Consider the following 15,517-nt stretch of genomic DNA (forward strand, 5'->3'; position numbering starts at 1 on the left):
ATTTTGTATAGCCTTATATTATGCCCTTTACCCTGAATTAAAACCCACAGAAATTTTTGAAAGCGCCGCGAAGCGGCGCTTTCATATGTTGAACCGATGCAATCCCTAGATATGGGCAGCCCGTTTGTAAGCTTCATCTAAAACTTCGCTGAGGGTTGGGTGCGCGTGAACAATCGTGGCTAATTCCTGAACTGTTTTGCGATCGCGAATTGCTGCCGATGCCTCATGAATTAAATCTGAAGCATGGATACCAATAATATGTGCGCCCAAAAGTTCGCCCGTATCTTCGCGGTATACAATCTTGGCTAGCCCTTCAGTTTCTCCCTCTGCGATCGCTTTGGAATTGCCCTTAAAGTAAGACTTGGCGGTAGCCACCTTAAAGTCTTCTGCTGCACCCTTCTCCTTAGCCTGTGGTTCAGTCAAACCGACAAAGCTAACTTCAGGATGGGTAAATGCTGCCGCAGGGATACTTTGATAGTCAACCGTAGAAGCACGACCACACATATTCTCAACAGCAACAATACCCTGCGCCGAAGCCGCATGAGCCAACATCATCTTGCCCGTCGCATCACCGATCGCCCAAAGATGCTGAACGGAAGTTGCCATCGTGTCATCCACATCAATGAATCCCCGTTGATTTGGTGCAATACCTACGCTTTCTAAACCAAGATCCTTCGTAAGCGGAATCCTTCCTGTGGCAACTAAGCAAGCATCCACTTCCAGAACTTCCACTACCTTCTTGGTCTTGGCATCGGTCAGTTCAATCTTGACGGGAGAACCTGCGGTAATCTTGGTGGCGAATACACCAGTTCTAGTTTCGATATCGCGAGGTTTGAGAAGTACACGCTCGGCAATCTTGGCAATATCAGGATCGAATCCGGGCATTAATACATCTAACGCTTCGATCATCGTTACTTCTGAACCAAGCGCTGTGTAAACATCGGCAAATTCTAGCCCGATGTAACCACTACCGATAATTGCCACCCATTGGGGCAAGGTTTCTAGACGCACAGCCTGATCGCTAGTAAAAACAGTTTTGCCATCGATTTCAATGCCGCGAGGCACGAATGGCTCGGAACCTGTGGCGAGAATAATGTCTTTGGCGGTGTAAGTCTTATCGCCAACGCTAACTTTCTGCACACCAGCCACACGACCACGTCCTTCCAAAATATCTACGCCTAATCGTTTGAGGCTATTGGTCAAGTCGCCACGCAATTTTAGGACTAAGTTATCGGCATGACTGGCGATCGCACTGCGATCGAAATTCACTTCACCGACATCAATACCTAATGCCTTAAGGTGAGACTTCGCCCGCATTTCACGCACTCGTCCCGAAGCTGCTAGTAATGCCTTGGAGGGGATGCAACCACGATTAACGCAGGTTCCGCCCATTACGCCATCTTCGACGATCGCTGTTTTTAAGCCACAGGCGACGGCATGGAGGGCTGCGCCATGTCCACCAACGCCAGCGCCAATAATGATCAAATCGTAATCAAATTTGTCCGACACCTAATCTTTCTCCAGTAGAATCGATCTACTATTTTGACATCGTTTGCGCCTCCTGTTAGCTACCTATCGAGGTTATTACTTAGCAATCTCAGTAGTGAATGATAGCTATAACTCATTAATCGATAATTGTAGTATTTAGCCACACTAAATTTTCAAAATTATTACATAGTTATACTTAAAAAATTTTAATTAGATAAAATAAAATTTATTTATCTAGAAAAAAATCGCTTAAACTCTCTCATCTCATTATCTTCATGTAAACGCATTTGGACTTCAAGTTTATCAATTAAATTATAAGTGAGTGAAGCTCTAACAACCTCAGTAATAGCTAATATATCTCCTCGAATCAAACCAAGCCTAGCTATTTTACTAAGATTTCGTAATTTACTAGCATCAATAGAACCTAATAAAGCAACAAAATTCTGCTCAGACAAATCATAATCATATCTTGTAATCATCTTTACTGAACTTTTAAAGGTTGGGCTATCAATGGTTTCATTAGCATTAAAAGGAGTGTCATCATCGGATAGAATAATAAACATTTTTTCTGATTGTTTACTATAGTATTCATTAAGTGAGCTAACAATTCCGCCTGTTTTTCTTCTTACATTCTGTGATTTTCTAAGCACTTTAAATACCAAGGTAGATAAATGATTTAACCCATCAGAAACTCTTTTTCTGTCATCTAAACTCTTTTGTGGTAGTATATAAATTTTATTTTTCTTGGCATGAAATAAATCACATCGTATTTTATAAATTTCTTCAATTATTCTTTGTTCAGTAAAATAATCAGGGGAAGAGCTAATTACTCTTTTTAGCCAATTCTTTTCTGATTCTTTTCTGGCTATTGGACTAATTGTACTAACTAAAATTTCAAGTGCTAAATACATATTTCGGTAAGCATCAAAAAGATCGTCAGTAATTTGCGCCAAACGAATGTAGCGAAAGCTTTCGTGATAAATAGGTTTTTGAGTCTGCTCAGTAGCGAAACTAATACTAACTTCTATTGACCATCTACAAAGAGTAACGACCCTTAATATTTGTTCGGATTCTTCACTACGCCACCATACTAGATACTCATCATCACCATTTTTAATTGATAAATTATCTTTGCCTGTAACTGAAAGAATATCTAAACCTTGCTGCGCCAAAATATAGCCTTTATTGAAAGCATCATTTGCGTCTGTAGCGCCTTTAAAACGAGCAACTACATAAGGAGAAGCTACTTTAACTTCTACTTCCCAATTTGGATCAATAAATACTAATTCAGTGACATTACATTTATGGGAAAGTAAAAAAGCAGCTCCAGAATCCAATTTGGAGTTTTTGTCAGCAATTAATATCCCTCCTAATGTAGCCATAAACAGTATTGCTAATAGTATTAATATATACTTTGAAATGATCTCAAGACAATTTTACAACTTCTTACATACCTTTTAAAACTTCAGAAAGAGAAAGTCTTCCGTTAATTAGCTCAAACTCATCTTCTAGTAACCATAATTGTGCCTCTTCATAGCTTTGACTAGTTAACACAACCTTATAATTTTCAACAGGATCGCAAACTCGACATACACCCATGCGATCGCCCATCAACATTAGTAAATATGGCGGCGACTGCATTGGATCGATCCAAACCTCAAGAAAATGCCAATCATCCCTCACTGGGTTGAGTGCGGAAGATAACATAGTAGTAGTTATGTATTTTCCCAGTATACTCAACTGATTTTACAGGCAAAGATTAGAATGAATCAGTCCTTATTTGATAAAGATTATATACTTTGGATTCAGAAAAATGTCACTAAGCTTAAAGCCAAAGATTTTGAAAATCTGGACTTAGACAACCTGATTGAAGAATTTGAAAGCTTGATCTATATCCTTAAAAGAGATTTAGATGACAAGCTGAAAAACTTGATCGTAAATATGCTCAAAAGGCTATACGTCCCCTTACCCAATCAGTTTGAGAGATGGCAAAGCGACATTAGCTTTTATCGATGCGGCATTAAGCTTATTTTTAGAGATGCCCCTAGCTTAAAAGAAGATTGGGATGAAAGGTTTAATTTTAACTACTCATCTGCGCTTTACGCTCTAACTGCTGACTATCCAGATACGAATTTCCCTGAAGCATGGGAATTTGAACGAGATATCGAATCAATTTTGCATAAAAGATTTTGGAAATAGCGATTGCATTCTTCATTATTAAATTATGACAACTGAAAAACTATTAACTCTCGCATCATGGATGGCAGGTGAATTTAGCAATCGTGAACAATCGCTAGATCAACCTGTTTGGTTTGTGAATTTAGTCTGGTGGCAACGTCCCATCCCATTTAACGTTTTGGGCAGCATTGCCATCTTTGCCGAACAAGCCAATGCCCTAATTCTCGATCGCCCTTATCGTCAGCGTATTTTGCAATTTGTAGAAAATGACGGCAAGATTCAGGTGAAATATTGGGGATTTAAAGATCCTGTCGCATGGACTGGGGCTGGACGCGATCGCGATCGGCTTAATCAAATCACCATTAATGACATCGAACCCCTCGCTGGTTGTTTATTAGATGTCTCATTTACTAACGATCGCTACAAAGCCGAAATGCCCAAGGAAGCGAAATGTTGTTTTCAATATTTAAACGAATCGCGCCAAGTTGTTTTAGGTTTTGAGGCTAGTGCTGATGAATTTTGGAGTGGCGATCATGGAGTCGATCCTGAAACAGGCACAGCTATCTGGGGGGCAACTGTGGATTTTTACAAGTTCAAAAAAATTCAAGACTTTAGCCATGAAATTACCCATTACTAATTCTGCGCTTTGAGCCATCATTAGCAATGACCGTACTTACCGAATCGTGACGATTAGTGACATAATGTACGGGAAAACTTAGGATAAAAAACTGATACTGCTATGTCAGAGGGAAAAGGATTTGGCTTTGGTTTAGGCAAAATGAAAGAAGCCTTCCAAAAAGCCCAGCAAATTCAAGAAGGCGCTAAAAAGCTGCAAGAAGAATTAGATCAACTGCGTCTAACTGGTGAATCAGGTGGTGGTTTAGTCAAAATTACCCTAAGCGGCAACCAAGAACCTCAAGGCGTGGAAATTGATCCTGCTGCTTTGAATGAAGGTGCAGAGGTTTTGTCTGACTTGGTACTCGCTGCACTAAAAGATGCATATCAGCTTTCGACTGGCACAATGAAGCAAAAAATGGAAGACCTCACTGGTGGCTTAGGTTTGCCCGCAGGCTTCTAAGTTTTGTAGACCTCAAGCAATGTGCCAACAAATTATGCAAACACATTGCTTGAATGAGACTCAAACTTTTATTTGATATTTTTATGATTAACAATCCCGCCTTGCGCGTACAGCGTCGTAACCAACCCGCAGCACTCATTCCCACCCAACAGGAAGTTTCGATTCTTGATTGGCTTGAGTCTACAGGTCGCCTCATTGCTAGAGAAGGTACGGAATCTAGCCTTAAGTTTGATGATGAAGCTGAGGAGTTGAGCGAATTGATGCTTGGTGACGATCCTAGCTACATCGATGATGATGATGACGATCTTGATGATGATGATGTTGACTAGACATAAACAATGGAGCTAGCTCCATTGTTTATGAGGTGATATGCCCAAAAAACAGAAATTCCCCCATCTGATCGGTTCTAAGTGGACTGCCATGCAAGAAACCTTCGGTTGGAGGCATTTTGTGGTGGTTAATCGCAAGAATGAAGGCGATCTGGTTTTTGCAGAAATAAAAGCAGCTTGTGATGATTCAGTACGTTTTTGGTTGAATGCTAAGGCATTACAACGTCGATCGCTATGGATGCCAGGGTGGAAGACTTTGCAAGAAATGTGAATCTGACAAAAAAAGAGTTATCTAGGGCAAATCAAAACAAAAAAACGAGTTGTGGAGCTTCGCTCCACAACTCGTTTTTATCGTAGAGAAAACTTAGACAGCGACTAGAGTAGGGATTTCCATTAATTTCAAAAAGCGATTGAAATTAAAATACTTCGCCATCATGTCGCAGATGCTTGTCACTTTGACACCTTCATGCAAACGGACTTGTCCTAAAGATGCCTCAATGATGCTGACCGTGCTGAGGGTATCTTTGCTGACGGCAAGGATGGGAACACCTAACTCCATGGCTTTGTGGGCAACATCTTCGTTAACGATGGGACGACCTGTCAAAATTATGCAATTGGTCGATGTTTCTAGTGCTGCAAATTGCAGATCAATACGACTGCTGCCCGTCACAACTACTTTGTTATAGGACTTACGAAAATAGCTTTGGGCGGAGTTCACATCCATTGCCCCAATTTTTAGCTCCTCTACCATAATTTTGTCTAGCTCTACATTTTCGGGCTGACAAAGTACGGTTGCCCCCAGTTGTTCAATGATTTCCGCAATGCTGACACTCTTTAAAGTCCGGTTTTCGGGCATGAGGGCAAGCACGGGAACACCCTGTTTTTCTAGATAGGGATGTAGCACTTCGAGCGCAGTTTCGTATTGTTCATCGGGAATGTCGTTAATGACCACGCCCAAGAGGCGATCGCCAAAGCGTTGTTTTGCCATCAAGATATGGTCTACGACTAGCAATGAGCCAAAGCGCATTACCAATAAAATTGGGGAGTCGAGATGATCCGCCATTTGCTCCAATGACAAGCCAAAGATTGTTCCCTCGGCGGTATTTGCAGGCGCTTCTAAAAGCACTAAGTCACCATCAATATCTTTTTTGTATTCCTCTAGCTTAATTCTATAATCAGCTTGATCTTCGCCAGAAAGTCGGCGCTGAAGAGCCTCCCGATCAAGATTGAGGAGTGTGGGGCGTAAAAGTGATGGCGGTAGATTTAGAGCTTGCTGAATAAACTCCACATCAGCTTCAGTTCGTTCTGCCGATTCGGGTAATTCTTTGGTCGTAAAAGTACCAATTGGTTTACCGTAGCCAATTTTGTAACCCTTGGCTTGCAAGTTGTATGTCAGTCCCAAAATTGTTGCTGATTTCCCACTGCCTGATCTGGTGGAGCCAATCAGCAAATGCTTAGCCTGTGGCACGTCTTGCCCTCTAAAAAATGATTACAAACTTTACTGGATTGTATTAAAACCTACATCCCATTTGGTTATTGTAACTGATGGACTGTTACGGATAGTTTTTGCGATCGCATATTTATGCATCAGAATTATGCAAATCATGCAATTTCTAGGAACGCCGATATATCGCGTCACTAATCTGACAGGCACTAAAAACCTCTTTAGGATCATGGACGCGCAAAATATCGGCTCCGCCAGCAATACAAGCGTCACAGGCTGCCACAGTGCCAAATAAGCGATCACAGGGATCTGGTTGATTGCAAATTTTGCCGATAAAACTTTTGCGTGATACGCCTAAAAGCATTGGTGCGGCTAGTGTTTGGAAAGCGCGTAAGTTTCTTAAAATCTCCAGATTATGCTCAAGGGTTTTGCCAAAACCAATGCCGGGGTCAATCGCGATCAGATGACGCGGAATCCCGCAAGCCTTGGCTACAGCAATGGCATCATTGAGAAATTGCTTAATGTCTAGTACAACATCCCGATATTTGGGATTGGCTTGCATTGTGCGTGGTTCCCCCTGCATGTGCATCAAAAAAATTGGCACTTGTAACTTACCTGCTAGGGGCAGCATCTCTGGGTCAAATCTGCCTGCGGACACATCATTGAGCATATCTGCCCCTGCGGCAATCGCCGCCTTTGCCACACTCGCTTTAACTGTATCCACAGAAATCGGCAACTCTGGATATTCAGTACGGATTGCTTCGATGATTGGCAAAATGCGATCGCATTCTGCTTGGGCGCTGACAGGCTGAGCATTGGGGCGGGTTGATTCGCCACCAATATCAAGGATGTCGATGTAAGGAAGCATCTGCGCGACCTGAGTCAGAGCCGCATCCCGTGAGTTAAATTGACCACCATCACTAAAGCTATCGGGGGTCACATTCAAAATCCCCATTAGATAAGTTCGCGCACCCCAAACAAATTTGCGATCGCGAACCGTCCAATTAGTTAATTGTGATGTTAATTGCGGTGCATTAGCAGTCTTGGTGTTACTGGAACTCAATTTTTCACCATTCCTATCAATAGGCTGTTATTTAATCAGATATCCGCCAGAACTTGCGCGGGATGCGGTTCAGCTTTGACAGCCAAATAAACCTTCTCGATTTTACCGTCTGGATCAATCACAAAGGTATTGCGGAAGATACCCATATACTCTTTGCCCATAAATTTTTTCTGTCCATAGCTCTCATAGGCTGTGGCAACTTGCGCGTCAACATCGCAGAGTAAAGGGAAAGGCAACTTAAACTTTTCTGTAAAATTTTGATGGGACTTGGCATCGTCGGTACTAACACCAAAAATCAGCGTGTTTTTGGCTTGAAACTGGGCGTAATGATCACGAAAGCCACAGGCTTCTTTAGTGCATCCGGGAGTATTGTCACGGGGATAAAAATATAAAACTACACGCTGCCCCTTGAGGCTAGAGAGGGTTACGAGGTTGCCATGGGTATCAGGCACACTAAAATCGGGAGCGATATCGCCTACTTTCAAATTCATAGATATTTTTTATCAGGAGAACGAGTAGTGACGCGGAGCGCCGCTACTCGCTTTATATCATGAAGCACGGCTGCTTATTGTCGGGTTTGCAAAAACAAAGCTTTGTGTCATGATCTTGGGCAGTTGATCGCAAATGCAAACTTTTGCAAAATCCTGTGAATCCTTGGCTCAGTTTGTTGCAGCAGCATCGCATTATTGCCGTTATTCGTGCCGATAATGTTGGTACTGCAAGGGAAATGGCACTTGCTTCCGCCGCAGGTGGCATTAAGCTGATTGAAATTGCTTGGAATACTGATCGCGCGGAGTCGCTCATTCCCAAATTGCAACAGGAACTACCTGATTGCAAAATTGGTACAGGCACAATCTTAGATTTAGATATGGCAGAACGAGCGATTGACTGTGGTTGTAGCTTTTTATTTACACCTCATACCAATCCTGAATTAATTGCTAAGGGGGTCGAAAATCATATTCCTGTAATTGCAGGAGCCTTGACCCCCACCGAAATCGTAACCGCATGGCAAGCGGGTGCTGCGGCTGTTAAGGTTTTTCCCATCAAAATCGCGGGGGGAGTGGATTATTTAAAATGTCTCCAGCCTGTACTTCGCGATATTCCCTTAATTCCTACGGGTGGGATTACGATGCAAAATGCCGATCAATATCTTGCCGCAGGGGCGATCGCTGTGGGCATTTCTAGTCATTTGTTTACCGAAGAAGTGATTGCCAATGATGATTGGACAACGATCACTTTGCGATCGCAAGCATTAATCCAAAAGGTTCAACCATTTCAAAATCAATAGCATGTCTTGCTTTGCACAACATTCCAAAAGTAATTTATGCAATATGCAGCATTAGGGCTTGATGTCGGCAGAAAGCGAATTGGTGTCGCGGGTTGCGATCGCCTCGGCATATCTGTCCATGGCATTACTACGATTATTCGTAAATCGTGGGATGAAGACATGGCAATTTTGCGATCGCTAATTACAGAACGGAGCATCAATATCCTTGTGGTTGGCTTACCCTACAACATGGATGGCTCTCTGGGGCATCAAGCCAAACATGTCCAAAAATTTGCCAATGGCGCTGCCAAACAATTAGGTATAGCAGTGGAATATGTCGATGAGCGCTTAACCTCCTACGAAGCCGAAGAGATGATGAAGTCTCAAGGGATTTCCACAAGGCACAATAAAGAGATGATTGATCGCAAAGCTGCGGCACTAATCTTGCAACAATGGCTAGCTCTTAAATGTCAACCAAGTTCATAGATTAAATTCTTGCTTTGCGAGACTTTTCTATAAACTGTCCCCTTTGCTGTCATAATGCTTAGGAGCGCCAAAAGCCTTATACCACAGGGTTTCTCTAAGCTAGTAGTGCTATAGGATACAAAACAGCAATCTATGGAAGGATCGACGATCGTACTGACGGATGACGCAGGTAAGAGTTTGCCTTGCACTGTCGAAACCGCATTTAAAGTGGACAGCACCGAATATTTGTTGCTGCAACCAGTGGATTTTTCTGTGCAAATCTTTGCATGGCAAGAAACTGATGACGAAGAAGAGACTGAATTAGTCGATGTTACTGAGGAAGAAATCGATCTAATTTTTCCAGTCGCTCAGGCGGTTTTAGCAGAACAAAATCTTTCCCTCAAGCGTTCGGCACATACCTTGACCGTGGCAGGGGAATTACCTGAGCCAACGGAAGAAGACATCATTGAGATTGATACTGAAGAAGACGGCAACTGTGGTGAATTTCAAGAACTAGCGCATTTCTATTATGAAGAGCAAGCTTTTTCCGTATTTACATCCCTCGATCCACTCATGTTTATTGCCAAAGTTGGCGATGACGGTCAGCCCCAGATCCTTACAGCCGAGGAAATGGCAGACCTTGAGCCTTATGTGGAGCAATATCTAGATCATGTCCTCAGCACAGAAGATGCCGAAGAAGAGTTCTAATTGGCTATTTTTTGGTGTTGCACTCCCTGCAACCATCATATTTACTGGCATCGCTAGTAGTGCATGGTGGCTCTGGGCAAGTGCAGCACCTAGTAGCTTCGGTTCAAAAATTCGCTTGACGATCACCGATGGAATGCCAACCCAAGCGATCGCACAAGAGTTAGAAGCCGCAGGCGTAATTCGTTCGAGTTTAGCCCTGCGGATATGGCTACAATGGCAAACACTAAGGGGGAGTAACGCAGGAGCATTACGGTCAGGAACTTACGATTTCATGACCAATCAGCCATTGTCAGAAGTAGTTGGCAAAATCCAAAGTGATCAATCTACAGAAGTAAGATTTACCATCCCTGAAGGTTGGTCAATCGCGCAGATGGCATCTCTATTTGAGGCGCAGGGATTTTTTAAAGCAGAAGAATTTGTACTAGCAGCTCAGAGAACTAGCCCAAGGCGAAGACCTTGGATTCCTGAAGACTTACCCAGTTTAGAAGGATTTCTGTTCCCAGATACCTATCAAATCTTGCCCTCGGAAGCAACTCCCGATCGCATTATTGATTTGATGCTTGATCGCTTTGAGCAAGTAGCTCTACCTATCTACAACGAAGACCAATCAGGGAATCCGAAAAACAAAATTAGTCTCAAAGATTGGGTCACGCTCGCCAGTATTGTCGAAAAGGAAGCTGTACTCGAATCTGAGCGTCGTCTGATTGCGGGTGTGTTTTGGAATCGCTTGAAGCAAAATAAGCGCCTCGAATCTGACCCCACTGTTGAGTATGGGTTAAATATTCGCCAAACCCGTGAAAAACCCCTAACCTTGAGTCAAGTACGCACCGAGTCTCCCTATAACACCTATCTCAATGAGGGGCTACCACCAGGTGCGATCGCATCGGTAGGATTAGCCAGCCTTAAGGCAACTTTGGAGCCAGCCAACACTGATTACTTCTTTTTTGTCGCTAGGTATGATGGCAGTCATGTTTTTAGTCGTACCCTAGAAGATCACGAAAAAGCCCTGCAAGAGATCGATAAAAAAATTCAACAACAAACACCAAAGCAATAAATAAAAAGCTAAGAGAGAGTCACGGTACAAATTACCGTGACTCTCTTAGCTTTTTATAGCAGCTATGTATAGAGAATTTTCTGGGTTTAATTGGAATATAAAAGCTCCATAAACATCTAAAGTAAATTCTATTCGTTAATACTACGAGAGAAAATTAATGTGCTAGAAGCCTTTGTCCTTGCAACGATACTCCTTGGTTTTTTAGGAATTATCCTGAAAAGGAATCTTGTCATGAAAATCATTTCTATGGATGTGATGAGCACGGGCGTAATCGCCTATTTTGTAGTAATTGCATCCCGACAAGGAGTATTTACACCAATCCTCAGCGATATCCCAAGAACTAACTACGCTGACCCAGTACCGCAGGCTGTAATTTTGACGGCGATCGTGATTGGCTTCTCAATTCAAGCATTGATGTTAGTTGGGGTGATCAAACTCGCACGCAATAATCCCACCTTGGAAATTCATGAGATTGAGAAGAGTGATCTGGTATGACTTTTCTAACGTTGCTCTGGATTGTCCTACCATTTTTGGTGGGATTCATTATTTATATATTTCCGAAGTGCGATCGCATTTTGGCTTTAGTCGGTGCATTGGCATCAGCGCTATATGTGATTCCTCTGTTTGTCCAGCAAACTCCAATTAACCTACGACTGCTCGATAACTTTGGCGTGACCTTGGTTCTTGATCCTTTGGCAGGATTTTTTATTTTGACCAATGCTCTCGTCACGGCGGCGGTGATTATTTATTGTTGGCATTCAGATAGAACTGCCTTTTTTTATGCCCAAGTTTTGATCTTGCATGGCAGTGTCAATGCCGCTTTTGCCTGCTCAGATTTTATTAGTTTGTATGTTGCCCTAGAGGTAATTAGCATTGCCACATTTTTGTTGATTGCTTACCCCCGTAGCGATCGCTCTATTTGGATTGGCTTGCGCTATTTGTTTGTCAGTAACGTTGCCATGCTGTTTTACCTGATTGGGGCGGTATTGGTTTACAAAGCCAACAATTCCTTTACCTTTAGCGGACTGCGGGGCGCACCTCCTGAAGCGATCGCCTTGATCTTTTTGGGGCTATTAGCTAAGGGTGGCATCTTTGTTTCAGGGCTATGGTTGCCCTTAACCCATGCCGAATCGGAGTCGCCAGTGTCGGCGATGATGTCGGGCGTGGTCGTGAAGGCGGGAGTCTTGCCATTAGTGCGCTGTGCCTTACTAATCGAAGAACTTGATCCAATCGTGCGAATTTTTGGGGTTTTAACTGCTCTGTTTGGCGTGTTTTTTGCCGTATTCGAGAAAGATTCCAAACGGATGTTAGCCTTTCACACCATTTCGCAGTTAGGTTTTATCCTCGCAGCACCAGAGGTTGGCGGCTTCTATGCGCTCACCCACGGCTTAGTCAAAGCGGCTCTGTTCCTAATTGCGGGCAAATTGCCTAGCCGTAACCTCAAAGAATTGCAGCATCAGCCTATTCTCAATCAACTCTGGATACCTTTGGTAATTGCCAGCTTTTCCATTTCTGGGTTTCCCTTACTATCTGGATTTGGGGCGAAAGTATTAACCATGAAAAATCTCCTACCTTGGCAAGTAATCGGCATGAACATTGCGGCTTTAGGTACAGCGATCTCCTTTGCGAAGTTTATTTTCCTGCCCCATTACAATCAAACTCCCCACAATCAGACTAATGATCAAGGGCAATCAGTGCTGAAAGCACCGTTGCAGGTGGAGTTTTGGGTGGCGATCGCCATTTTATTAGGCGGCTTGTTTGTGGCAAATGCCGTTTACTATGAAGCCTATACTCTGGAAAATGCCGTCAAACCTCTAGCAACGATCGCGATCGGTTGGTTAGCCTATTGGCTAATTTTTAAACGCGCTACGGTCAAATTTTCCAAGTTGTTTGAGGATTTTGAGCATCTGATTGGGGTTATGAGCCTGACGTTAATTCTACTGTTCTGGATGGTGCTGGCATGATTGGACAATTTATTTTACGAATCGTGATCTGGTTTTTGCTAACCGCCAATTTCAGTATCACCAATATCATCATTGGCGTGAGTATCTCCCTGATCATGCCCTATTACCGATCGGAAAACGTTCGCTTTAAAGATATTTTGCGAGGCATCGGTAGACTTATTAAAGCAGTCCCCCAAGCCTATGTCGAATCACTAGAAATGATTCTGCAACCCCATAAATACGAAGAAGTGGTGATTGAAAAAGCCAAATATCGGCGATCGGCAGCATTAGTTTTCTTAGATATCTTCTTGATTACCTTCACACCCAAAACCATTGTACTGAGCCATCACGATGAGGGCTGGTATTTAGTGCATCACGTTATTAAACGCCAGAAGAGGAATAATCCATGAACATTGATTTATCAACTAATGCCATATTAAATTTTGTCGTGGGCGCGATGGTTTTTTCTTTAGTAATTCCGCTATATCAGGCGTGGAAGAATAATGACGATATTTGGGAAATTATGCTTGCTTTTTCCAGTATTGCCGCCAAAGCTGCCGTAATGATTTTAGTGATAGCAATATTGCGCGATGATTGGATGATCGGTGTAGTGGGCGTAATTATTTTGAGCGTCGGTAATGCGGGATTTATGCTCCTAGCTCATATCATTAGGCGGACAGGAGACATATAAGCATGACCACTTTAGCGAATATCCTCAGTTACATTTGTATTTTTGGTGGATTAATATTCTGGTTTTGGGGAACTTCGGCTTTACTAACGAAGCGATCGGTGCTTTTTAAACTGCACAGCCTTTCGGTATCTGACACCATTGGCTCGATCTCGATTGTATTTGGTTTAGTCTTACTCCGCCCCAAGGAATTGCCATTACTGATTCTTGCAATTATTTCCTTAGCTCTATGGAATACGATGCTGTGCTATGTGCTGGCATACTGTTCCAGCAGTACGGCTAAAAAGAAATAGATTCGTTGCGTTGCATTCACACATCCCAAAAACAATTAAGCATTCCCCAAGATTAGAACAGTATTAAAACAGTAAATGATTAGTAATTACGATGGTTATGTCTATGCGATCGCAGTGCTGTTACCAATATCAGCATCAATGTTGGTATTCCAAACTAATCCCTACAAAGCTCTAGTCATTCGCGGCATTTTAGGAGCAGTATCGGCGTTAGTCTATACGATTTTAGGTGCGGCGGATGTGGCGCTGACTGAGGCACTAGTCGGAGCTTTTTTAGCAACAATGCTCCAAGCAGTGGCGGTACGTTCCTCTTTAGTTTTGCGTTTGGGTGTGGTTGAGGAGATGGCGATCGCTCATGATTTAGAAGAAGAATTAAATAAGCTCTATCTTCCCTTTGGGCAATTAGGGCAAAAAGAATTACAACAACCTGAGCAGTTTGATGAACATGCAGTTATAGATAAGGATAATAAAATAGCTCACGATCATATTTCTATATCTAATTTTGAGAAATTGATCGATGTCCTCAAGAATACTTTCAGTAAATACTATATGCGAGTTGAATTAGTTCCCTATGAGAACGAAGCAGCCTTAGAACAAGCACTAATTGATAAACTTGTACATGCCACTTTGCATGATGCTGAGCCTCAAGAAGTTAATCAAGCCAGATTTTATCAAATCAAAATCCGTTTGCATCGGCTTTATGAGATTATGCAAGCGAATCCAGATTTGGCTAATGTTCAATTAATTCACATCTAGCAATTAGTTTTGGGATAACTCTAAACTTCTACCATCTTAACTACTCCCCCAAGAACAATGAAATGGATTTATATAATCGCGGGAATTGCTTTTTTTATAAAAATGCTATTTTTGCCCAACCCTGCGCCTAGTTTGCCTTTCTCGATTGTCGAGGCGATCGCCCAAGATAGTGGCGTAAGTAATGTCGTATCAGGCATCATTTTTCGCAATCGCCTTTACGACACTATTTTTGAAGTAATTGTCTTTACGATCGCAATTATGGGGGCAAACTTTTTGCTTGCCAATGAGAAACCCTTTACGAGAATTTACCAATTTACCGATCAAACTTCGATAGTCCTTGCTCAATTGGGAGCAACTATTGCGGCATTGGTAGCGATCGAGTTAGCAATTCGTGGACATCTCAGTCCTGGAGGAGGCTTTGCCGCAGGTGTCGCAGGTGGAACGGCGATCGGCTTGATTGCGATTACTTCCTCTCCAGAAAGACTTCAGAACCTATATAAGCGATGGCACGCCGCAACTTGGGAGAAGATATCGGTTCTAATTTTTATTGTTTTATCAGTGATCACACTTTCTGGGCTAGAACTACCCTATGGTCAAATGGGAGAGCTAATTAGTGGTGGCATCATCCCAATTCTGAATATTCTTGTTGCGATTAAGGTAGCACTAGGCTCATGGTCAGTTGTTTTAGTCTTCATTCGCTATCGTGGCTTGCTATAGCACTTCATGCTGCTGGGGTAATTCTGAGATAAGATATTCTTAATTATTT

The 15,517-nt window shown here is 42.6% G+C and carries 22 protein-coding genes; 16 read left to right on the top strand and 6 right to left on the bottom strand.

Annotated features, from left to right (window positions below):
- Positions 1-105: 105 nt before the first annotated feature.
- The 3 genes from lpdA to H6F41_RS03795 form a co-directional block, all read right to left on the bottom strand.
- Positions 106-1,509, bottom strand: a complete 1,404-nt coding sequence (gene lpdA, locus H6F41_RS03785; RefSeq protein ID WP_190402153.1) for a dihydrolipoyl dehydrogenase — start codon at positions 1,507-1,509, stop codon at positions 106-108.
- A gap of 209 nt (positions 1,510-1,718) precedes the next feature.
- Positions 1,719-2,870, bottom strand: a complete 1,152-nt coding sequence (locus H6F41_RS03790; protein ID WP_190402154.1) for a hypothetical protein — start codon at positions 2,868-2,870, stop codon at positions 1,719-1,721.
- Between the two features lie 64 nt (positions 2,871-2,934).
- On the bottom strand, positions 2,935-3,195 hold the full coding sequence (locus tag H6F41_RS03795; RefSeq protein WP_190402155.1) for a hypothetical protein: 261 nt from the start codon (positions 3,193-3,195) through the stop codon (positions 2,935-2,937).
- A 57-nt stretch (positions 3,196-3,252) separates the two neighbouring features.
- On the opposite strand from H6F41_RS03795, the gene H6F41_RS03800 reads away from it, so the two are divergent.
- The 5 genes from H6F41_RS03800 to H6F41_RS03820 all read left to right on the top strand — a co-directional run bounded on the left by H6F41_RS03800 (position 3,253) and on the right by H6F41_RS03820 (position 5,344).
- Positions 3,253-3,687, top strand: a complete 435-nt coding sequence (locus tag H6F41_RS03800; protein WP_190402156.1) for a DUF29 family protein — start codon at positions 3,253-3,255, stop codon at positions 3,685-3,687.
- Positions 3,688-3,712: 25 nt separating this feature from the next.
- Entirely contained in the window at positions 3,713-4,303 is a 591-nt protein-coding gene (locus H6F41_RS03805) for a chromophore lyase CpcT/CpeT (RefSeq protein WP_190402157.1), read from the top strand.
- Positions 4,304-4,405: 102 nt separating this feature from the next.
- A complete protein-coding gene (locus tag H6F41_RS03810; RefSeq protein ID WP_190402158.1) occupies positions 4,406-4,744 on the top strand; it encodes a YbaB/EbfC family nucleoid-associated protein in 339 nt (112 codons plus the stop codon).
- Positions 4,745-4,827: 83 nt separating this feature from the next.
- Complete coding sequence (locus H6F41_RS03815; RefSeq protein ID WP_190402159.1) at positions 4,828-5,073, top strand: DUF3134 domain-containing protein; 246 nt, start codon at positions 4,828-4,830, stop codon at positions 5,071-5,073.
- 40 nt (positions 5,074-5,113) lie between these two features.
- On the top strand, positions 5,114-5,344 hold the full coding sequence (locus H6F41_RS03820) for a TIGR02450 family Trp-rich protein (RefSeq protein ID WP_190402160.1): 231 nt from the start codon (positions 5,114-5,116) through the stop codon (positions 5,342-5,344).
- A 93-nt stretch (positions 5,345-5,437) separates the two neighbouring features.
- Here the strand turns inward: H6F41_RS03820 and H6F41_RS03825 are convergent, their stop codons facing one another.
- The 3 genes from H6F41_RS03825 to bcp all read right to left on the bottom strand — a co-directional run bounded on the left by H6F41_RS03825 (position 5,438) and on the right by bcp (position 8,071).
- Positions 5,438-6,541, bottom strand: coding sequence for a phosphotransacetylase family protein (locus H6F41_RS03825; protein WP_190402161.1), 1,104 nt, complete (start codon positions 6,539-6,541; stop codon positions 5,438-5,440).
- 145 nt (positions 6,542-6,686) lie between these two features.
- The gene (gene folP / locus H6F41_RS03830; protein WP_242022898.1) at positions 6,687-7,580 is read right to left on the bottom strand and encodes a dihydropteroate synthase; all 894 of its coding nucleotides are present in this window, start codon (positions 7,578-7,580) and stop codon (positions 6,687-6,689) included.
- A gap of 35 nt (positions 7,581-7,615) precedes the next feature.
- Positions 7,616-8,071, bottom strand: coding sequence for a thioredoxin-dependent thiol peroxidase (gene bcp / locus H6F41_RS03835; protein ID WP_190402162.1), 456 nt, complete (start codon positions 8,069-8,071; stop codon positions 7,616-7,618).
- 155 nt (positions 8,072-8,226) lie between these two features.
- Between bcp and H6F41_RS03840 the strand changes: the two genes are divergently transcribed.
- The 11 genes from H6F41_RS03840 to H6F41_RS03890 all read left to right on the top strand — a co-directional run bounded on the left by H6F41_RS03840 (position 8,227) and on the right by H6F41_RS03890 (position 15,468).
- A complete protein-coding gene (locus H6F41_RS03840; RefSeq protein ID WP_190402238.1) occupies positions 8,227-8,868 on the top strand; it encodes a bifunctional 4-hydroxy-2-oxoglutarate aldolase/2-dehydro-3-deoxy-phosphogluconate aldolase in 642 nt (213 codons plus the stop codon).
- A 36-nt stretch (positions 8,869-8,904) separates the two neighbouring features.
- On the top strand, positions 8,905-9,333 hold the full coding sequence (ruvX, locus tag H6F41_RS03845) for a Holliday junction resolvase RuvX (RefSeq protein WP_190402163.1): 429 nt from the start codon (positions 8,905-8,907) through the stop codon (positions 9,331-9,333).
- 132 nt (positions 9,334-9,465) lie between these two features.
- The gene (locus H6F41_RS03850) at positions 9,466-10,020 is read left to right on the top strand and encodes a DUF3727 domain-containing protein (RefSeq protein ID WP_190402164.1); all 555 of its coding nucleotides are present in this window, start codon (positions 9,466-9,468) and stop codon (positions 10,018-10,020) included.
- Positions 9,983-11,074, top strand: a complete 1,092-nt coding sequence (gene mltG / locus H6F41_RS03855) for an endolytic transglycosylase MltG (protein ID WP_242022899.1) — start codon at positions 9,983-9,985, stop codon at positions 11,072-11,074. The genes H6F41_RS03850 and mltG overlap by 38 nt, the downstream gene beginning before the upstream one ends.
- Positions 11,075-11,233: 159 nt before the next feature.
- Positions 11,234-11,569, top strand: a complete 336-nt coding sequence (locus H6F41_RS03860; RefSeq protein ID WP_190402165.1) for a cation:proton antiporter subunit C — start codon at positions 11,234-11,236, stop codon at positions 11,567-11,569.
- Entirely contained in the window at positions 11,566-13,038 is a 1,473-nt protein-coding gene (locus tag H6F41_RS03865) for a cation:proton antiporter (protein WP_190402166.1), read from the top strand. Before H6F41_RS03860 ends, H6F41_RS03865 begins: the two co-directional genes overlap by 4 nt.
- Positions 13,035-13,427 (top strand): Na+/H+ antiporter subunit E, encoded by a 393-nt coding sequence (locus H6F41_RS03870; protein WP_190402167.1) that lies wholly within the window; start codon positions 13,035-13,037, stop codon positions 13,425-13,427. The genes H6F41_RS03865 and H6F41_RS03870 overlap by 4 nt, the downstream gene beginning before the upstream one ends.
- A complete protein-coding gene (locus H6F41_RS03875; protein WP_190402168.1) occupies positions 13,424-13,708 on the top strand; it encodes a hypothetical protein in 285 nt (94 codons plus the stop codon). The genes H6F41_RS03870 and H6F41_RS03875 overlap by 4 nt, the downstream gene beginning before the upstream one ends.
- Before the next feature lie 2 nt (positions 13,709-13,710).
- Positions 13,711-13,998 (top strand): monovalent cation/H(+) antiporter subunit G, encoded by a 288-nt coding sequence (locus H6F41_RS03880; RefSeq protein WP_190402169.1) that lies wholly within the window; start codon positions 13,711-13,713, stop codon positions 13,996-13,998.
- A gap of 75 nt (positions 13,999-14,073) precedes the next feature.
- Entirely contained in the window at positions 14,074-14,751 is a 678-nt protein-coding gene (locus tag H6F41_RS03885) for a DUF4040 domain-containing protein (RefSeq protein WP_190402170.1), read from the top strand.
- A gap of 57 nt (positions 14,752-14,808) precedes the next feature.
- Complete coding sequence (locus H6F41_RS03890; RefSeq protein WP_190402171.1) at positions 14,809-15,468, top strand: Na(+)/H(+) antiporter subunit B; 660 nt, start codon at positions 14,809-14,811, stop codon at positions 15,466-15,468.
- Positions 15,469-15,517: the final 49 nt, after the last annotated feature.

This window comes from Pseudanabaena mucicola FACHB-723 (genome assembly GCF_014696385.1).
Lineage (GTDB): Bacteria > Cyanobacteriota > Cyanobacteriia > Pseudanabaenales > Pseudanabaenaceae > Pseudanabaena.